We start from the raw sequence: 19021 nt of genomic DNA, 5'->3' as shown, positions 1-19021 counted from the left end.
GGGGCCCGGGCGCGGCGCCCCCGGTTTCGGCGCCCTCAGTATCCGACCGCCCGCGGCCCCTTCAGCCCCTGCAACGTCAACATCAGCAGCCGGCCCGCCAGCGCCGGATCCTCCGGCGCCTGCTCCGCGGCCAACGCAATGGCCTTCGTCAGCTGCATCAGGTCACCGATCGACACATCGGTCCGTACCGTGCCACTCGCCTGCGCCCTGGCCAGCAGCCGCGCCCCCGCCTCGCGCAGCGGCACATTGCAGTCGGACAGTGCCGAAGTCTCGTCCTGCGACGTCGACATGAGCGCCTGTGCAAGCCCCCGGTACTCACCCGCATGAGTGATGATCGCGCCCAGCCACTCCACCAGGCCGCCGCACGGATTGTCCGCCTCCGCCAGCTCGTGGGAGCGCGTGAGCAGTTCGGCCAGGGCTTCCTGGAAGACCGCGCTCATCAGCGCGTGCCGGTTGGGGAAGTGCCGGTACAGCGTGCCGATCCCCACCCCTGCCCGGCGTGCGATGTCCTCCAGCGACGCGTCCGTGCCGTGTTCCGCGAACGCCGTACGGGCTTCGCCGAGCAGCCGGTCGTAGTTGCGGCGCGCGTCGGCGCGCATGGGCCGGCCCGGCGTCTGTGCCGTGCTCATCACCATCGCGCAGTCCTCCCTCTTTCCACCCCTGGGTCCAGGATGCCATCGCGCAACCGCAGGACGTCTCCCCCCGGGGCGCCGCCGAACGGCCGAGGCCCCTGCGGAGTCGGTCGTACGACTCCGCAGGGGCCTCGGCAGAACGCTTTGCGCGCGATCAGTCCTTGATCTCGCAGATGACGGCGCCCGACGAGATCGAGCTGCCGACCTCGGCGGCGAGCCCCTTCACCGTGCCGGCGCGGTGGGCGTTGAGCGGCTGCTCCATCTTCATGGCCTCCAGGACGACGATGAGGTCGCCCTCCTTGACCTCCTGGCCCTCCTCGACGGCGATCTTGACGATCGTGCCCTGCATCGGGGACGCGAGGGTGTCGCCGGAGATCGCGGAGCTGCTCTTCTTCGCCGCACGACGCTTCGGCTTGGCGCCGGCCGCGAGCCCCGTACGGGCCAGGCTCATGCCGAGCGACGACGGCAGGGAGACCTCGAGGCGCTTGCCGCCGACCTCGACGACGACCGTCTCACGGCCGGTCTCCTCCTCGGCCTCCACGTCGGCGGGGGCGGCGAAGGGCTTGATCTCGTTGACGAACTCGGTCTCGATCCAGCGGGTGTGGACCTGGAACGGGTTGCTGGTGAACGCGGGGTCGACGACGACCGCACGGTGGAACGGGATCGCGGTGGCCATGCCCTCGACGTTGAACTCGGCCAGCGCGCGCGCCGCCCGCTGCAGCGCCTGCTCACGCGTGGCACCCGTCACGACCAGCTTCGCCAGCAGCGAGTCCCACGCCGGGCCGATCACCGAACCGGACTCGACACCCGCGTCCAGCCGCACCCCCGGACCGGTCGGCGGTGCGAACACCGTCACCGTGCCCGGAGCCGGCAGGAACCCGCGCCCCGGGTCCTCGCCGTTGATCCGGAACTCGAACGAGTGACCCCGCACCGGCGGGTCGTCGTAACCGAGCTTCTCGCCGTCCGCGATCCGGAACATCTCCCGGACCAGGTCGATGCCGCTGACCTCCTCGGTCACCGGGTGCTCCACCTGCAGACGGGTGTTCACCTCGAGGAACGAGATCGTGCCGTCCACACCGACCAGGAACTCCACGGTCCCCGCGCCGACGTACCCGGCCTCCTTCAGGATCGCCTTCGACGCCGAATACAGCTCGTCGTTCTGCGCCTGGGACAGGAACGGCGCGGGAGCCTCCTCGACCAGCTTCTGATGACGTCGCTGCAGCGAGCAGTCACGCGTCGACACGACGACGACATTGCCGTGGCTGTCGGCCAGGCACTGCGTCTCCACGTGCCGCGGCTTGTCGAGGTAGCGCTCCACGAAGCACTCGCCGCGTCCGAACGCCGCGACCGCCTCACGCACCGCCGAGTCGTACAGCTCCGGGATCTCCTCCAGCGTCCGCGCGACCTTCAGCCCGCGCCCGCCACCACCGAACGCCGCCTTGATCGCGATCGGCAGCCCGTGCTCCTTCGCGAACTCCACGACCTCCGCGGAACCCGACACCGGATCCGGCGTGCCCGCGACCAGCGGCGCGCCGGCGCGCTGGGCGATGTGCCGGGCGGCGACCTTGTCGCCCAGGTCCCGGATCGCCTGCGGCGGCGGGCCGATCCACGTCAGCCCCGCATCCAGCACCGCCTGCGCGAACTCGGCGTTCTCCGACAGGAACCCGTAACCCGGGTGGATCGCGTCCGCACCCGAGTCCTTGGCCGCCTGCAGCACCTTGGACATGTCCAGGTAGCTGGCGGCCGGGGTGTCACCGCCCAGAGCGAATGCCTCGTCGGCCGCACGCACATGCAGAGCGTCCCGGTCCGGGTCCGCGTAGACGGCCACGCTCCCGATCCCGGCATCCCGGCACGCCCGAGCAACACGGACAGCAATTTCGCCACGGTTGGCGATGAGCACCTTGCGCACGATGGCTCCCTCCTTGAAACAAGCTGAGTTTAGGGACTACCGACACGGCCTTACGACCCGTCCCCATTGGTGAGCTTGCCCACACGGAGCGTGATTCGAGGCTTGCTCGAGGCGCGAAATCCCTTGTGACACCACGGTACGCCGGGATCGATGACCGCACAGTAGCCACGAGGTGTGGTCCAGGTCTCTGTTCGATCGAGGGTCGGCTTCCGGCGTTTCTTTGTGGAGAACCTACTAATGGGCGGGTATTTCTTTGCGCGACGCACGAGGGGCGTGACAAGTGGAGCGCATCCGGGCCGCGAGACACCGGAGCGGGGCGATCAGTACTGCCGGAACTCTTGTCCGAATGATTACCGGTTAGTAGGGTCCGCGCTATCGCACTTACTACAGGTAACAGGGGGTGAGCGCCGTGGTGCGCAGACCGGTGGCGTTCGTGGCCGCGATCGTGCTGCTGGGAGAGGCCGTGGGCATGGTGCTGCTCAACGGGATCCTGGCGACGGTCGTCGACAACCAGCAGATGTCGCTCGCCGGGCTGGACCCGGCTGCCATGTCCACGGGGGCATGGGTGATGGGCGGTGTCGCCGGCCTCTACCTGCTGCTGTGCGGCCTGGTCCTGCTGCTGACCGGCATCCGCGACCGGATTCCCGGGCGCGTCGGACGGATCGCGCTCATCAGCTGCGCCGTGCTGCACGGGGTGCTGGGCGCGCTGACGGTGGGCCTGGTCGGCTGGGCCGCGTTCGCCTTCATGATGGTCGTGCTCGCCATGATCGTGCTCACGCTGGTTGCGTACGGTAACGGAGGCGTGAGCGGAACCGGAGGCGAAACCGCCGGCCCGGACGAGAACGGCGGCGCCGGAGAGAGCGCTCCGGCACCCGCGTAGCCCGTTCGGGGGTTTCAGGCCCACAGATCGGTGACCGAGAAACCCAGTTGGCCCAGCAGCCGGCGCAGCAGCGGCAGCGAGAGGCCGATGACGTTGCCGTGGTCGCCCTCGATGGAGTCGACGAACGGGGCCGAGCGGCCGTCCAGCGTGAAGGCGCCCGCGACATGGAGCGGTTCACCCGAAGCGACGTACGCGGAGATCTCGGCGTCCGTCGGCTCGCCGAACCGGACGAGGGTGGACGCGGTAGCGGAGGCCGTGCGCCCGGTCGCGGTGTCGAACACACTGTGGCCCGTCTGCAGGACGCCGGTCCGGCCGCGCATGGCCTCCCAGCGGGCCGTGGCCTCCTCGCTGTCGGCCGGCTTGCCGAGCGCCTTGCCGTCGAGCTCGAGAACCGAGTCGCAGCCGATGACGAGGGCGCCCGCCGCCTCGGGCCGGGCGGCCACGGTGGCGGCCTTGGCCTCGGCGAGCACAAGTGCCAGCTCGGCGGGTGTCGGGGCGGACAGTGCGTCCTCGTCCACCCCGCTGACGATCACCTCCGGCGCGAACCCGGCCTGACGCAGCAGGGCGAGGCGGGCGGGGGAGGCGGAGGCGAGCACGAGTCGGCGCTGATCAGTCATGCCGGTCATCGTAGAAGCACCCGGCGCGCCACCGGACCACGCGCCCGCAGGCCGGTCCGGCACCGGGCACGGCCTCAGCGCGTGCCCAGTACGAACATCGCGATCACCATGGCGCACGCGAGCACGAGGCCCACGCGCCGCATCATGTCCTGGGCGTCGCGCAGCTCTTTGGGGGGCTTGTCCTCGGGGTCCGACCACAGCATGGTCCCGATCCTGCTGCGGCCGCTGCCGGGCCGCCTGAGTACGGGTACTCAGCCGCCCCGGTGCGCACGGACCAGATCGTTCCGTGGCGACATGGCGACATGGCGACAGGCCCGGAACCCCACCAGGGTTTCCGGGCCTGCCGAAGACACCGTGCCGACGGACGGGCTACACGGGCCAGTACGTGCGTGCCCAGGCGCGTGGGCCGGGGCGGGGCCGGTCGTGGCGGGCGATGCGGCCGGGGTCGGACCATTGCTCGGGCAGGTCCTGCGTGTCGGACGATGCCGCGGCCGTGGCTGCGGCGCGCGCCTGGACCACTGCGAGTGCGGCGGCCAGTTCCTCCGGGGTCGGGTTGCCCCGTATGACCTTGATCATGGTCAGGACCCTTTCTAGAGGGGGATGTTGCCGTGCTTCTTCGGGGGCAGGGATTCGCGCTTCGTGCGCAGCTGGCGCAGCCCCTTGACCACGTGGGCCCGGGTGTCGGACGGCATGATCACCGCGTCGACGTAGCCGCGCTCGGCCGCCACGTACGGGTTGAGCAGGGTGTCCTCGTAGTCGGCGATCAGCTCGGCGCGGGTCGTCTCCGCCTCGTCGGGGTCCGTGACGGCCGCGATGGTGCGGCGGTGCAGGATGTTCACCGCGCCCTGGGCGCCCATCACCGCGATCTGGGCGGTCGGCCAGGCGAGGTTGATGTCCGCGCCCAGGTGCTTGGAGCCCATGACGTCGTACGCGCCGCCGAACGCCTTGCGGGTGATCACGGTGATCAGCGGGACGGTCGCCTCGGCGTAGGCGTAGATCAGCTTGGCGCCGCGGCGGATGATGCCGCCGTACTCCTGGTCGACGCCGGGCAGGAAGCCGGGGACGTCGACGAAGGTCAGCACGGGCACGTTGAAGGCGTCGCAGGTGCGGACGAAGCGCGCGGCCTTCTCGCTCGCGTTGATGTCCAGACAGCCCGCGAACTGCATCGGCTGGTTGGCGACGATCCCGACGGGGTAGCCCTCGACGCGCCCGAAGCCGGTGATGATGTTCGGTGCGAACAGGGCCTGCGTCTCCAGGAACTCGCCGTCGTCCAGCACGTGCTCGATGGCGGTGTGCATGTCGTAGGGCTGGTTCGCCGAGTCGGGGATGAGGGTGTCGAGCTCGCGGTCCTCGTCGGTCGTCGCGAGATCCGCCGTTTCCGGGAAGGCGGGTGCCTCGGAGAGGTTGTTCGACGGGAGGTACGACAGCAGCGACTTGACGTACTCGATGGCGTCCTTCTCGTCACCCGCCATGTGATGCGCCACACCGGAGGTGGTGTTGTGCGTGCGGGCTCCGCCCAGCTCCTCGAAGCCGACGTCCTCGCCGGTGACCGTCTTGATGACGTCGGGGCCGGTGATGAACATGTGCGAGGTTTTGTCGACCATGACCGTGAAGTCGGTGATCGCGGGGGAGTAGACCGCGCCGCCCGCGCACGGTCCGACGATCAGCGAGATCTGCGGGACGACACCCGAGGCGTGCACATTGCGGCGGAAGATCTCGGCGAACAGGCCGAGCGCCGCGACACCTTCCTGGATGCGGGCGCCGCCGCCGTCGTTGATGCCGATGACGGGGCAGCCGGTCTTCAGCGCGAAGTCCATCACCTTGACGATTTTCTCACCGTAGACCTCGCCGAGCGAACCGCCGAAGATGGTGAAATCCTGCGAGTACACGCAGACGGGGCGTCCGTCGACCGTGCCGTAACCGGTGACGACACCGTCTCCGTACGGGCGGTTCTTCTCGATGCCGAAGTTGGTGGAGCGGTGCCGGGCGAACTCGTCCAGCTCCACGAAGGAGCCCTCGTCGAGCAGGAGATCGACCCGCTCGCGGGCGGTCAACTTGCCCTTGGCGTGCTGCTTTTCGACCGCGCGTGCGGATCCGGCGTGTGTCGCCTCGTCGATACGGCGCTGCAGGTCCGCGATCTTGCCCGCGGTGGTGTGGATGTCGATCTCTTCCGGCTCGGACATCGGGTGGCGGCTCCCTGCCTGGTCACGGGGACGACTTACTGGTGGGTTCTACGGCTGCGCGCGAGGCCGTGTGCGCGGCGACTGCCGGTCCGGCAGCTGCCGGTCAGACTCTGAACAGCTACTGATCCGTAGCGTATCGGCGCGGATACGGTTCGGCAGTGCGTCGTTTGCCACACCTAGGGTGGCTTGCATGACACCTCCGGATGCGTCACCGAACCGCTGGTCGGACCTGGACCGGCCGCCTCTGAACGTCCCCGCGCTGCGCCGTGGGCTGCTGCGGCCGGGCGCGCTGTGGACCTCGCTCGACGTCGTGGACTCCACCGGGTCCACCAACACCGACCTCGCGGCGCGGGCGGCCGAGCTCGCCGAGGGCACCGTCCTGGTCGCCGAGGAGCAGACCGCGGGCCGTGGCCGCCTCGACCGTTCCTGGACGGCGCCGGCCCGCTCGGGGCTGTTCTTCTCCGTCTACCTCGTCCCCGGCGACGACGTGCCGGTCCACCGGTGGGGCTGGCTGCCACTGCTCGCCGGTGTCGCGACCGCCACCGGTCTGGCAAAGGCGGCAGGCGTCGACACGGCACTGAAATGGCCCAACGACCTGCTGGTCGATGTGGCGGGCGAGGAACGCAAGGCGGGCGGCATCCTGGCCGAACGGGCCGGGAACGGCGTCGTCGTCGGCATCGGTCTCAATGTCACCCTGCGCGCGGCCGAACTGCCCGCCCCGACGGCCGCCTCGCTGTCGCTGGCCGGGGCGGTCTCCACCGACCGGGAGACGCTCCTGCGCGGCGTGCTGCGCTCACTGGACCACTGGTACGTCGAGTGGCGTGCAGCAGGCGGTGACGCGGCGCGCAGCGGCCTGCAGGCGGCGTACGCGGCAGGCTGCGCGACGCTGGGCAGGACGGTACGGGCCCAGCTGCCCGGCGACCGGTCGGTCGTCGGCGAGGCGGTGGCGGTCGACGGCGACGGCCGCCTGATCCTGTCCACCGCCGACGGCGTCCAGGAGCCGCTGTCGGCGGCCGACATCATCCACCTGCGCGGTACGGACGACACCCTGACCTGAGCACCCCGGCCCGGGCCGCCGCTTGCCGTCCCCGGGCCGCTCCCGGCCCCTGCCCGGTGGAAAGGCACCCAGGGGCCACACTTCACGCGCCCGGCCCGCGACCGACTGTTCCCGGGCCGCTCCCGGCCTCCTGCCCGGTGGCGACCGCTCACGGGGCCCCGCCCCGCGTATCCGGCCCGCCTCCGGCCCCCTGCCCGATGGCGACCACTCACGGGTCCCGCCCGGCGTACCGGGCTCGCCACCAGCCGTTCTCCGGGTGCTCCCGGACCTCCACCCCCGTGGAAACCACCCACCGAGGAGCACCCCCGACGGGCCCCTGTCCCCGGCCGACCCCGTACCCGGGTGCCCTGAGGACGTGAGGTAGCGCACATCTGCCGTATCGTTGAGGCGATCCACCGACAGATCGGCAGGGCAGTGCGCAGGGAACGGGCAGGAGGCGGCTGGTGACCGTCGACGACACGACCTCCGGTGCGGGCGCGGAGCCCCGGCCGGAGCCCTCGGTCCACGCGACACCGCATCACGAAGTCGACCACACGGCCGAACCGACCGACGATCCCCTCGCGATCCGGCTGGAACAGCTGATTCTGGGCGCCGACCGTCGCTATACCCCGTTCCAGGCCGCCCGTACCGCCGGAGTCTCGATGGACCTGGCGTCCCGGTTCTGGCGGGCCATGGGATTCGCCGACATCGGGCAGGCCAAGGCGCTCACCGAGGCGGACGTACTGGCGCTGCGCCGGCTCGCCGGCCTCGTCGAGGCCGGGCTGCTCAGCGAGCCGATGGCGGTGCAGGTCGCCCGGTCCACCGGGCAGACGACCGCCCGGCTGGCGGAGTGGCAGATCGATTCCTTCCTGGAGGGTCTGACCGAACCCCCCGAGCCCGGCATGACCCGCACCGAGGTGACGTACCCGCTGGTCGAGCTGCTCCTGCCCGAGCTGGAGGAGTTCCTCATCTACGTCTGGCGGCGCCAGCTCGCCGCCGCGACCGGCCGCGTGGTGCAGGCCGCGGACGACGACGAGATGGTCGACCGCAGGCTCGCCGTCGGTTTCGCGGACCTGGTCGGATTCACCCGGCTGACCCGCCGGCTGGAGGAGGAGGAGCTCGGCGAGCTCGTCGAGGCGTTCGAGACGACCTCCGCCGACCTGGTCGCCGCGCACGGCGGCCGGCTCATCAAGACCCTCGGCGACGAGGTTCTCTTCGCCGCCGACGACGCGGGTACTGCGGCCGAGATCGCGCTGCGCCTGATAGAGGCGATGACCCAGGACGAGACGATGCCGGCGTTGCGCGTCGGCATCGCGTTCGGCACCGTCACGACCCGGATGGGCGATGTCTTCGGCACGACGGTGAATCTCGCCAGCCGGCTCACGTCGATAGCGCCGAAGGACGCCGTGCTGGTGGACGGCGCGTTTGCCGAGGAGCTGACGCGTACCGGGGACGCCCCGGCCTCCGAGGCCCAGGCGGCGGAGGAGGCCGCGGCGGCCGAGAAGGAGCGCGAGGAGGGTGTGGAGCCGCTGGTCGTGCCGAAGTACCGGTACGGGCTGCAGCCGATGTGGCAGCGGCCGGTGCGCGGGCTCGGCGTGGTGGAACCGTGGCTGCTGGCGCGACGAGGCACCTCCTGACCCCTGTCCCGGTCCGGGGCGCGGCCTAGGATCCTCCGGTAACGCTCGTTAACCGGAGGGGTGCAGCCATGACCGTCACGTCGGAGCAGCGGTTCGGGGAGTTCGTCGTCGTACGGGTCCACGAGGGCCAGGAACACGTCGCCGAGCTGGTCCTGGACCGGCCCAAGGCGATGAACGCGGTGTCGACCGAGATGGCCCGCTCGCTCGGTGCGGCCTGCGCCGCGCTCGCCGCCGACCCCGGTGTCCGGGTCACCGTCCTGACCTCCAGCCATGAGCGCGCCTTCTGCGTGGGCGCGGACCTCAAGGAGCGGAACTCGTTCACGGACGCCGAGCTGATGCGTCAGCGGCCGACCGCCCGTGCCGCCTACACCGGTGTGCTCGACCTGCCGATGCCGACGGTCGCCGCCGTGCACGGGTTCGCACTCGGGGGCGGTTTCGAGCTGGCGCTGTCCTGCGATCTGATCGTCGCCGACCGTACGGCCGTGGTGGGGCTGCCCGAGGTCTCGGTCGGAGTCATCCCGGGCGGCGGCGGTACGCAGTTGCTGCCGCGCCGGATCGGTGCGGCGCGCGCCGCCGAGCTGGTCTTCACCGCCCGACGGGTGGAAGCGGCCGAGGCCCGGGAGCTGGGTCTGGTCGACGAGCTGGTGGAGGCGGGGCAGGACCGGACGCAGGCGCTGGCGCTGGCCGGCCGGATCGCCGCCAACTCGCCGGTGGGTCTGCGTGCCGCGAAGCGTGCGCTGCGGCTCGGGCACGGGCTCGATCTGCGGGCCGGTCTGGAAGTGGAGGACGCGGCCTGGCGGTCGGTGGCCTTCTCCGGGGACCGGGCGGAGGGCGTCGCCGCGTTCAACGAGAAGCGCAGGCCGAACTGGCCCGGCGAGTGACGGTGCGTGCCCCTTCGACGCAGCGCGGAGGGTCCGGTTCCTCAAATTGATCAAAACTCCACAAATCTACATACGATGTAACGATGGGTGGTGAAGATGCGCGGCTGCGGGCCGTGGTTTCGCTTGCACAGGCAATGGCGGCGGCCCACACCCCGCCGGAGACCTGGCGGGCGGCCGCGCTGGGGGCGTGCGAGGCGCTGGGCGGCAGCTTCGCCGCTCTCTCGGTGTGGGAGCGCGGGCCGGGCCGGCTGAGGGTGCTGGTGAACGCGGGCGAACGGGCGGAGGGGGAGGACGAGTTCCCCGACGACGAGACGTATCCGGTGCACCAGTTCCCGGAGATCACGGAGTTCCTGCACGAGCGCTGGGCGGGCGGCGGTGAGCCGGACGCCTGGGTGGAGACCGCTGACGGGCCGGCCGGGGCGGCGGATGCCGAGGATGCCGCCGTGCCCGGCATGGCGGTGGCGGGTGCGCACGGTTACGGAGGTGTGTACCGCCATCAGCGCGTGGCGGCCCTGCGGCGGCGCGGGCGCGGCTGCTGCGTGGTTGCGCCGATCGTGCTGCACGGCCGGGCCTGGGGCGAGCTGTATGTGGCGCGCCCGGTGGGGGTTCCGGTGTTCGGGCGGGAGGACGCGGACTTCGCGACGGTGCTGGCGGCCGTCGTCGCGGCCGGGATCTCCCAGACGGAGCGCCTCGAAGAGGTCCGCAAGCTCGCTTTCACCGACCCGCTGACCGGACTCGCCAACCGCCGGGCCGTCGACGCGCGGCTCGACGAGGCGGTGGAGCGGCACCGCGCCGACGGCTCGGTGGTCAGTCTGGTCGTCTGCGATCTGAACGGCCTGAAGGGGGTCAACGACACCCTGGGCCACGCGGTCGGCGACCGGCTGCTGGAACGTTTCGGCTCGGTGCTCTCCCGATGCGGTGCGATGCTGTCCGACGCACTGGCCGCCCGGCTCGGCGGTGACGAGTTCTGTCTGCTGGCGCTGGGCCCCGGCGCGGACGAGGTGATCGAGGTGGCCACCGAACTCTGCGACCGTGCAGCCGAGTTGGAGCACGGTGACGGGGTCGCCTGCGGGATCGCGTCGACCGGTGACCCGATCGGTCCGGTGACTTCCGCCCGACGGCTGTTCCGCCTGGCGGACGCGGCCCAGTACCGGGCGAAGGCGGCCCGCTCGGCGAAGCCGGTGGTGGCGGGGCGCGACGGCGAGGTCATCCGGCTTGCCGACTCTCCGCCGAAGTCCGCCCACGACCGCCGCAGGCTGCGCGGCAGCCGGCCGTAGGCGAGGGCGGCGCTGCGGAGGATCCGCGTACGGATCGGTAAGGGGTCAACTGCACGACCACTAGTGACATGAAGGGATTCAGTCCGTACGCTTCTGAATATGGATATGCACACAGTCGTGGTGGGGACGTCCGGTACCACCGCAGAGGACGTCATCGCCGTGGCGCGCGTGGGCGCCCGCGTCGAGCTCTCCGCAGCCGCCGTGAGCGCGCTGGCAGCCGCCCGCGAGATCGTGGACGCGCTCGCCGCCAAACCCGAACCGGTCTACGGCGTCTCCACCGGCTTCGGCGCGCTCGCGTCCCGTCACATCAGCCCCGAGCTGCGGGCCCAGCTCCAGCGCAACATCGTCCGCTCGCACGCAGCCGGCATGGGCCCGCGCGTCGAGCGTGAGGTCGTCCGGGCGCTGATGTTCCTGCGCTTGAAGACGGTCTGCTCCGGGCGCACCGGCGTACGCCCCGAGGTCGCGCAGACCATGGCCGACGTGCTGAACGCAGGCATCACCCCCGTCGTGCACGAGTACGGTTCGCTCGGCTGCTCCGGCGACCTGGCACCGCTCTCGCACTGCGCCCTGACGCTGATGGGCGAGGGCGACGCGGAGGGCCCCGACGGCGTGGTCCGCCCGGCCGGCGAACTGCTCGCCGCCCACGGCATCACCCCCGTCGAGCTCCGCGAGAAGGAGGGCCTCGCCCTCCTCAACGGCACCGACGGCATGCTCGGCATGCTCGTGATGGCCCTCGCCGACCTGCGTAGCCTCTACACCTCCGCCGACATCACGGCCGCGCTCAGCCTGGAGGCGCTGCTCGGCACGGACAAGGTCCTCGCCCCGGAGCTGCACGCCATCCGGCCGCACCCCGGCCAGGGCGCCAGCGCCGACAACATGCTGCGGGTGCTCGCCGGGTCCGGCCTCACCGGCCACCACCAGGACGACGCGCCGCGCGTCCAGGACGCCTACTCCGTACGCTGCGCGCCCCAGGTCAACGGCGCCGGGCGGGACACCCTCGCGTACGCCGGGATCGTCGCCGACCGCGAGCTGGCCTCCGCCGTCGACAACCCCGTCGTCCTGCCGGACGGCCGGGTGGAGTCCAACGGCAACTTCCACGGCGCCCCGGTGGCGTACGTACTCGACTTCCTGGCCATCGCCGCCGCCGACCTCGGCTCGATCACCGAGCGCCGCACGGACCGGCTGCTGGACAAGAACCGTTCGCACGGCCTGCCGCCGTTCCTCGCCGACGACGCCGGTGTCGACTCGGGCCTCATGATCGCCCAGTACACGCAGGCCGCCCTGGTCAGTGAGATGAAGCGGCTCGCGGTCCCGGCATCGGCGGACTCGATCCCGTCCTCCGCCATGCAGGAGGACCACGTCTCCATGGGCTGGTCGGCAGCGCGCAAGCTCCGTACCGCCGTCGAGAACCTCGGCCGGATCGTCGCCGTCGAGCTGTACGCCGCGACCCGCGCCATCGAACTGCGCGCCGCACAGGGCCTCAGCCCGGCGCCCGCGTCCCTGGCCGCTGTCGAGGCGCTGCGGGCGGCCGGGGTCGAGGGCCCGGGGCCGGACCGCTTCCTCTCGCCCGACCTGGCCGCGGCGGACGCGTTCGTGCGGGGCGGAAAGCTGGTTGCGGCCGTGGAGCCGGTGACCGGGACGCTGGCCTAGGTTCTCTCGTCCGGATCAGGCCGGCCCTACGACCCGGAGGTCGCCTGACGGACCCGGAGGCCGGGCCCGTCAGGCGATCGGGGACCGCGTCGGCGCACGGCGCGTGGAGAAGGCGACGAAGCCCGCACCGGCCACCAGGAACGCGGTGCCACCGATCAGATACGCAGTGGTGCCGATCCCGGCGCCGGTCTCGGCGAGCACCGGTCCGGTCGCCGCGTCCTCGGCGGACGCGCCGGCCGGTCCGCTCGGTGCGCCACCGGATCGTTCGTCCGTCGCGTTCGCCGACGGGACGAACCACAGGGCGCACAGCAGCGTGCCCGCCGCGGTGGCGGTCAGGAGCGGGCGGCGGGCGATGGCCACGGAATCGATCCCCCTTGGGACGGCGATGAGTTAGCCGGTTGCGCCGATGCTAATGAAAGCCGCGGGTCGCAGAAAAGCCAGGGCTGCCGGTAGCTCTACGCTCGCGCCTATGAGCACTTCTGAGACATCACGGTTTGTTCGTCTTCGCGTCGAGATGGTGCTGGAGATCACCGACGCGGACGCCCTCAGCGGCACCGCACTGGAGAGCATCGCGGCCGAGTACGGCGAGCCGGACGGCGAGTCCGCCGACGAACGCATGCAGGCGGAGTCCGCGGTACGGGAAGACGGCGCGGAGGCCCTCGCCTCCCTCGTGGACCCGTTCGACCTCGTCGGCGAGGTACCGGGGGTCGAACTGGCCCAGGCCTCCTGGAGCAGCGAGATCATCGACTACGACCCCGAGGAACCGGACGACTGGGACTTCGACGACGAGGAAGGTGACGACATCGTGCACCATGGGGCGGGGAACCAGGACAGCGGCGCGGAGCTGCGAGCCTGAAGGGGCCTTTGAACGCATCGGCCCGGCCCGCTTCCACGGGCCGGGCCGATGGCGTATCCGGCCCCGGGAACCACAACTGTCACGGCTGCGTCCGTGAGTGGTGTTCCCCACATATCTGGCAGATGTGGAACGCAGGACGCTGGCCAGGTGTTCTTGATGCATTGACGGGGACTCGCCGGACGGCGGTTCCGCTCGGGGTATTAGCGGATTCGGCAACGATGGAGAAGCGTGTGATGACGGACAGCAAGCGGCGCAAGGGCCTGATGGCCGCGTCCGCACTGCTCGGCGGCGTGCTGGTGCTCACCGGCTGCAGCGACAGCGGCGACGCGAACGCCAGTGCCGACAGCTCGAAGAAGTCGCAGGCGGCGGAGGTCGACAAGGCGGCAGCCGAGGAGGCCTCCCAGGCGCAGATCACCATCTCGCCGAAGAACGGCGCGACCAACGCCAGCATCAACAACGACGCCAAGGTCACTGTCGCCAAGGGCAAGCTGACGCAGGTCGCCATGATCACGTCGGCCGGCGCGGCCGTCGAGGGCACCCTGTCCTCCGACGGCATGAGCTGGCAGCCGGCCGCCCAGCTGCAGCGCTCGACCACGTACAAGATCAGCGCGACGGCCCAGGACGCCAAGGGCCGTGAGGCGCACGAGAACTCGTCGTTCACCACCGTGTCGCCCGCCAACAGCTTCATAGGGAACTTCACGCCCGAGGACGGCTCCACGGTCGGCGTCGGCATGCCGGTCTCGATCAACTTCAACAAGCCGATCACGGACAAGAAGGCCGTCCAGGCCGGTATCACCGTGACGTCCAGCAGCGGCCAGCAGGTCGTCGGCCACTGGTTCAACGCGCAGCGTCTCGACCTGCGCCCCGAGAGCTACTGGACGGGCGGCTCCACCGTCACGCTGAAGCTGGCGCTCGACGGCGTCGAGGGCGCGGACGGCGTCTACGGCGTGCAGCAGAAGACGGTCACCTTCAAGGTCGGCCGCAACCAGGTCTCGACGGTCGACGCGGCGGCGCACACCATGACCGTCACCCAGGACGGCAAGACGATCAAGACGATCCCGATCTCCGCCGGTTCGCCCGACAACCCGACGTACAACGGTCAGATGGTGATCTCCGAGAAGTTCAAGGAGACCCGGATGAACGGTGCGACGGTCGGCTTCACCGACGACGACGGCAAGGGTGAGTACGACATCAAGGACGTGCCGCACGCCATGCGGCTGTCCACGTCGGGCACCTTCATCCACGGCAACTACTGGGGCGCGCCGTCGGTCTTCGGCAGCGTCAACACCAGCCACGGCTGCGTCGGCCTCGCCGATGTGAAGGGTGCGGGCGACGCCAACCAGCCCGCCGCCTGGTTCTACAACAACTCCATCGTCGGCGACGTGGTCATCGTCAAGAACTCCCCGGACAAGACCATCACGCCCGACAACGGTCTCAACGGCTGGAACATGAGCTGGGCCGAGTGGACGGCGGGCGTCACGGCCTGACCCCGGCCGCACCCCGCACCGAGGAACTTCCTCACCCCGAAGTCCCGTTCCGCACAGGGCGGTGGCACCCCGGATCCGATCGGATCCCGGCGCCACCGCCCTGTGGCGTCCGCAGCCGTTCTCATCGGGATCTCATCGAGGCCTTAACTCGCCATCACGACCGGTCCATAGCCTCGCGCCATGTTCTTCACCTACCTCCGGCGCGAGCTGCGCCGCCGCAGAAAGGCGGCGCTCGTCGTCGCCTCGGGGCTCGCCCTCGGCATTGCGCTGGTCATCATCGTCAGTTCGGTCTCCTCCGGCATGAGCAAGGCCCAGGACAAGGTCCTGGAATCGCTGTACGGCCTCGGCACGGACATGACGGTGACCAAGGCCGCCGCCGCACCGGGCTCCGGCAGCCAGCGGCCCCGGTTCGAGTTCGACGCCAAGGACAACGACGACGACGCGAACCAGAGCTCGGACCGGGTCATGGTCCAGGGCTTCCAGACCCTGGCCGCCAGCACCGTCGACAAGGTCGGCAAGCAGAGCGGCGTCTCGGACGCCGTCGGCGGGCTGAGCCTGACCGTCCTGAAGGTGGACGGCCAGTTCAAGCGCGGAGAGTTCAAGCAGAACGGGAACGGCGGCTTCGGCGGCGGCCGCGGGGGCGGCACCCCGCCGCAGGGTGAAGTCAGGGGCGGCGGCGCCTCGTTCGACGTCAACTCGTACACCGTGTACGGCACCGACGTCACCAAGCAGGACCTCGGCCCGCTGACCTCGTCGAAGATCACCACGGGGCGTGCGTTCAAGACCACCGAGACCGACGCGAAGGTCGCGGTCGTCGACGCCGCGTACGCCAAGGAGAAGAAGCTCTCGGTCGGCAAGACCGTGACCATCTCCGGGACCAAGTACAAGATCGTCGGAGTCTCCACGGCGGACAGCGGTGACGCGGCCGCCAACCTCTACATCCCGCTGAAGCAGGCGCAGACCCTCGCCGACTCCAAGGACAAGGTCACCACGGTCTACGTCAAGGCCGCCGACTCGCAGCAGATCGACAGCGTCAAGTCCGCCATCCAGAAGAACATCACGGGCACGACCGTCACCACCTCCGCAGATCTCGCCGACACCGTCTCCGGCTCCCTGTCCACCGCCTCCGACCTGGCCTCCACCGTCGGCAAGTGGCTGTCGATCGCCGTCCTCATCGCCGCCTTCCTGGTCGCGGGACTGCTCACCTCCTCCGCGGTCAGCCGCCGGGTGCGGGAGTTCGGCACGCTGAAGGCGCTCGGCTGGAAGAGCGGCCGCGTCACCCGGCAGGTCGTCGGCGAGGCCCTCGTCAACGGTCTGATCGGTGGTGTCCTCGGCATCGCCGTCGGTCTCGCCGGTGCATACGCCGTGACCGCCGTCAGCCCCACCCTCACCGCGCAGCTCGGCGGCTCGGGCGGCGGCGGTGGCGGCGGAATGGGAGGCGGCATGGGCGGCCCGCTCCGGCAGTCGGCGTCCAAGTCCCTCGACATCGCACTCACCGCACCCGTCTCCCTCTCCACCATCCTGATCGCCGTCGCGCTGGCCGTGGCGGGCGGGCTGATCGCCGGCGCGTTCGGCGGCTGGCGGGCTTCGCGACTGCGCCCCGCGGATGCGCTGCGCCGCGTCGAATAGCCCGCCCGCGAGCCCCCTCCCCTTCAGCCCAGCAGGAGTTGACCCATGTACACGCTCAGCGGCGTCACGAAGCGCTATACCCGCGGCAAGTCCACCGTCGACGCGCTCGCCGGTGTCGATCTGACCATCGAGGACGGTGGCCGCCTGGTCATCCAGGGCCCCACCGGCGGCGGCAAGTCCACGCTGCTGCAGATGCTCGGCGGCCTGGACCGCCCGACGGCCGGCAGCGTCGAACTCGACGGTGTGGACCTCGCGAAGCTCAGCGAGGCCAAGCTCACCAAGGTGCGCGCCCAGAACATCGGCTTCGTCTTCCAGAGCTTCAACCTCATCCCCACACTGACCGCGCAGGAGAACGTCGAGACGGCGCTCGTCCCGCTCGGCGGCAAGACGTCGGAGCGGCGCAGGCGGGCCGCGGAGGCGCTGGACTCCGTCGGACTCGGTGAGCGGCTCGGACACCTTCCCGGCGAGATGTCCGGTGGCCAGCAACAGCGCGTGGCGATCGCCCGGGCCCTGGTCAAGCAGCCGAAGGTGCTGCTCGCCGACGAGCCGACCGGCAACCTCGACGAGTCCATGCGCGACGAGGTCATGGACGTGCTGGAGACCATGTGGAAGGAGCACGGACTCACCTTCATCATGGTCACCCACGACAGCGCGATCGCCCGCAGGGCGCCGCGGCTGGCGACCATCCGCAAGGGCCGCGTCACGGTCACCGAGAACGCGGCGGCCTGACGTACGGACGCGGGAGCCTCCCCGGCACGGGGTGGTGGCAACGACCGGACTGTGCCCGGCCGTTGCCACCACCCCGCCCGGCGTCCGTTCATCGCACTAATCTCCCCTCCATGACCGCTGCCATCACCGCCATGATCACCGCCGTCGCCGGTGTGCTGGGGACGCTGTTCGCGCCGATGCTCGCCCAGCGGCTGACCGCACGACAGCGCGCCGAGGAGGCCCGACTCGCGGGGGAGCAGCGGAAGTTCGAGGAGCGACGCGCCCACTACACCGCCATGAACCGGGCCTCGCGGCAGTTCCACACGCTCCTCAAGGATGCCCTGCACCGCATCAGGGACGGCGTCTACACGGAGCAGGAACGTGCACAGCTCGAAGAGGCCCGCCTTGACCACCGCGACCGCTACGCCGAGGCGCAGATGATCGTGCCCGAGCGGATCCTGCAGGCCTCCCGCGACCTCAACCGGGTCCTCGCGAGCACCGACGCGGCGGTCAAACGCCTGGATCGCGGCCTCGTGCTCGACGGCGAGACCGTGGCACGGACCCTGGAGAGCCTCAGTGCGGCGAGCCCGTTCCTCGACACGATGCGGGAGCTGATGCGGGAGGACCTGGGCGTCTCCGACTGAGTCCCGCGCGCAGGGGGCCGGCCCCTACCCCGGAGGTAATCGACGGTCCGTACGCCCGCGGGCAGCATGGTGCGCACGGGCCGGCCGAACCACGGCAGACCCCGGATCCGGAGGGCGGCACCATGACCGCGTACGCCATAGGACATCTGCACCCCGCCGCACACCCCGGCGAGGAGGTCCTCGCCTACATCGAGCGCATCCAGCCGACCATGGACCCCTTCGGCGGCCGCTTCCTCGTCCACGGCACGCAGGTCGAGGTGGTCGAGGGCGAGTGGCCCGGGGCGCTCGTCATCATCGGCTTCCCCGACCTGAAGGCCGCCCGCGACTGGTACGAGTCACCCGCCTACCAGGAACTTCTGCCGCTGCGCACGCGGAACATGGCGGGCGACGTGGTGCTCGTCGAGGGCGTCGGGCCGGGGTACGACGCGTCGGCGACCGCTGCCGCGATGCGGGCGGCGGCCCCGCCGGCCGGCGACTGACGACGGAAGGCCGGGGCGCCGTCCGGTGACCGCTCCAGGCCGTGAAGGGGTCCGTCATGGTGATTTTGTCGAAGCCGGGCCGGTCACCGGGGAAGGGGTCGCGGCGTCCCCGATGAGCACCGTCTCGGGGAGAACGTGCCGCGACCGCCGTCTCGTGTCCGCGAACCGGTGGTTCAGTCGCAGCTGCACGCGGCCGACACCGAGGCCGGTTCGGCGGCCCGGGTGGTGCAGCAGCCGTCGCCGGTGGTGCTGGGGTCGGCGCTCTTGCCGAGGGTGTCGGCGTCGGCCTTGACGACGTAGACCTCCCACGGTTCCCGGCCCGGGCCGTGCACCCAGACCTTGTCCTGGAGGGCATAGCAGCAGGAGGTGTCGTTCTCCTCGAAGGTGGCCAGTCCTGCGTTCCAGGTGCGCTCCGCCGGGTCCGCACCTGCTGACAGGGTCAACCCGGCCGTCCTGGCAGCGATGTCGGAGGTAGGCAGTCCGTGCCCGTCAGCAGCCCCTCGTTGTCTCCGCAGC

19 protein-coding genes and 1 pseudogene are annotated in these 19021 nt (G+C 70.8%); 12 read left to right on the top strand and 8 right to left on the bottom strand.

Annotation, left to right across the window (positions count from 1 at the left end):
• Positions 1 to 35: 35 nt before the first annotated feature.
• Positions 36 to 635 carry a TetR/AcrR family transcriptional regulator gene (locus OG878_RS15925; protein ID WP_328887423.1) on the bottom strand — a complete coding sequence of 200 codons (600 nt, stop codon included), beginning with the start codon at positions 633 to 635 and terminating at the stop codon, positions 36 to 38.
• A gap of 151 nt (positions 636 to 786) precedes the next feature.
• Positions 787 to 2541 carry an acetyl/propionyl/methylcrotonyl-CoA carboxylase subunit alpha gene (locus OG878_RS15920; RefSeq protein WP_328887422.1) on the bottom strand — a complete coding sequence of 585 codons (1755 nt, stop codon included), beginning with the start codon at positions 2539 to 2541 and terminating at the stop codon, positions 787 to 789.
• A gap of 400 nt (positions 2542 to 2941) precedes the next feature.
• Between OG878_RS15920 and OG878_RS15915 the strand changes: the two genes are divergently transcribed.
• A complete protein-coding gene (locus OG878_RS15915) occupies positions 2942 to 3421 on the top strand; it encodes a hypothetical protein (protein ID WP_328887421.1) in 480 nt (159 codons plus the stop codon).
• 14 nt (positions 3422 to 3435) lie between these two features.
• Here the strand turns inward: OG878_RS15915 and OG878_RS15910 are convergent, their stop codons facing one another.
• The 4 genes from OG878_RS15910 to OG878_RS15895 all read right to left on the bottom strand — a co-directional run bounded on the left by OG878_RS15910 (position 3436) and on the right by OG878_RS15895 (position 6221).
• Complete coding sequence (locus OG878_RS15910) at positions 3436 to 4047, bottom strand: nucleoside triphosphate pyrophosphatase (RefSeq protein WP_328887420.1); 612 nt, start codon at positions 4045 to 4047, stop codon at positions 3436 to 3438.
• A 65-nt stretch (positions 4048 to 4112) separates the two neighbouring features.
• Positions 4113 to 4241, bottom strand: a complete 129-nt coding sequence (gene mmpB / locus OG878_RS15905; protein WP_328887419.1) for a morphogenic membrane protein MmpB — start codon at positions 4239 to 4241, stop codon at positions 4113 to 4115.
• A gap of 166 nt (positions 4242 to 4407) precedes the next feature.
• Complete coding sequence (locus OG878_RS15900; protein ID WP_328887418.1) at positions 4408 to 4614, bottom strand: acyl-CoA carboxylase epsilon subunit; 207 nt, start codon at positions 4612 to 4614, stop codon at positions 4408 to 4410.
• 14 nt (positions 4615 to 4628) lie between these two features.
• Complete coding sequence (locus OG878_RS15895; RefSeq protein WP_328887417.1) at positions 4629 to 6221, bottom strand: acyl-CoA carboxylase subunit beta; 1593 nt, start codon at positions 6219 to 6221, stop codon at positions 4629 to 4631.
• A 190-nt stretch (positions 6222 to 6411) separates the two neighbouring features.
• On the opposite strand from OG878_RS15895, the gene OG878_RS15890 reads away from it, so the two are divergent.
• The 5 genes from OG878_RS15890 (at position 6412) to hutH (ending at position 12702) form a co-directional block, all read left to right on the top strand.
• A complete protein-coding gene (locus OG878_RS15890) occupies positions 6412 to 7278 on the top strand; it encodes a biotin--[acetyl-CoA-carboxylase] ligase (protein WP_328887416.1) in 867 nt (288 codons plus the stop codon).
• Between the two features lie 443 nt (positions 7279 to 7721).
• Positions 7722 to 8894, top strand: a complete 1173-nt coding sequence (locus OG878_RS15885) for an adenylate/guanylate cyclase domain-containing protein (protein WP_328887415.1) — start codon at positions 7722 to 7724, stop codon at positions 8892 to 8894.
• 68 nt (positions 8895 to 8962) lie between these two features.
• Positions 8963 to 9775 carry an enoyl-CoA hydratase/isomerase family protein gene (locus OG878_RS15880; protein ID WP_328887414.1) on the top strand — a complete coding sequence of 271 codons (813 nt, stop codon included), beginning with the start codon at positions 8963 to 8965 and terminating at the stop codon, positions 9773 to 9775.
• Between the two features lie 83 nt (positions 9776 to 9858).
• The gene (locus OG878_RS15875; protein ID WP_328887413.1) at positions 9859 to 11052 is read left to right on the top strand and encodes a GGDEF domain-containing protein; all 1194 of its coding nucleotides are present in this window, start codon (positions 9859 to 9861) and stop codon (positions 11050 to 11052) included.
• A gap of 99 nt (positions 11053 to 11151) precedes the next feature.
• Positions 11152 to 12702 (top strand): histidine ammonia-lyase, encoded by a 1551-nt coding sequence (gene hutH, locus OG878_RS15870; RefSeq protein WP_328887412.1) that lies wholly within the window; start codon positions 11152 to 11154, stop codon positions 12700 to 12702.
• 69 nt (positions 12703 to 12771) lie between these two features.
• On the opposite strand, the gene OG878_RS15865 is transcribed toward hutH, so the two are convergent.
• Entirely contained in the window at positions 12772 to 13062 is a 291-nt protein-coding gene (locus tag OG878_RS15865) for an LPXTG cell wall anchor domain-containing protein (RefSeq protein WP_328887411.1), read from the bottom strand.
• A gap of 109 nt (positions 13063 to 13171) precedes the next feature.
• Here OG878_RS15865 and OG878_RS15860 point away from each other — a divergent pair, with 109 nt between their 5' ends.
• From OG878_RS15860 to OG878_RS15835, 6 genes are all read left to right on the top strand, one after another.
• Positions 13172 to 13558, top strand: a complete 387-nt coding sequence (locus OG878_RS15860) for a hypothetical protein (RefSeq protein WP_328887410.1) — start codon at positions 13172 to 13174, stop codon at positions 13556 to 13558.
• Positions 13559 to 13776: 218 nt separating this feature from the next.
• Positions 13777 to 15045 (top strand): L,D-transpeptidase, encoded by a 1269-nt coding sequence (locus OG878_RS15855; RefSeq protein WP_328887409.1) that lies wholly within the window; start codon positions 13777 to 13779, stop codon positions 15043 to 15045.
• 180 nt (positions 15046 to 15225) lie between these two features.
• Positions 15226 to 16674, top strand: coding sequence for an ABC transporter permease (locus OG878_RS15850; protein ID WP_328887408.1), 1449 nt, complete (start codon positions 15226 to 15228; stop codon positions 16672 to 16674).
• Positions 16675 to 16719: 45 nt separating this feature from the next.
• Positions 16720 to 17403 (top strand): ABC transporter ATP-binding protein, encoded by a 684-nt coding sequence (locus OG878_RS15845; RefSeq protein ID WP_328887407.1) that lies wholly within the window; start codon positions 16720 to 16722, stop codon positions 17401 to 17403.
• 110 nt (positions 17404 to 17513) lie between these two features.
• Positions 17514 to 18026: a hypothetical protein gene (locus tag OG878_RS15840; RefSeq protein WP_328887406.1), complete on the top strand. Its 513-nt coding sequence runs from the start codon at positions 17514 to 17516 to the stop codon at positions 18024 to 18026.
• 122 nt (positions 18027 to 18148) lie between these two features.
• A complete protein-coding gene (locus OG878_RS15835) occupies positions 18149 to 18505 on the top strand; it encodes a DUF1330 domain-containing protein (RefSeq protein ID WP_328887405.1) in 357 nt (118 codons plus the stop codon).
• A 173-nt stretch (positions 18506 to 18678) separates the two neighbouring features.
• Here the strand turns inward: OG878_RS15835 and OG878_RS15830 are convergent.
• Positions 18679 to 18915 (bottom strand): annotated as a pseudogene (locus tag OG878_RS15830) (glyoxalase/bleomycin resistance/dioxygenase family protein); the annotation flags it as partial.
• Between the last annotated feature and the right edge of the window lie 106 nt (positions 18916 to 19021).

It is taken from the genome of Streptomyces sp. NBC_00316, from assembly GCF_036158715.1.
Taxonomy (GTDB): domain Bacteria; phylum Actinomycetota; class Actinomycetes; order Streptomycetales; family Streptomycetaceae; genus Streptomyces.
Note: the sequence above shows the minus strand (reverse complement) of the source record. Positions and strands in the feature narration are given on the sequence as shown.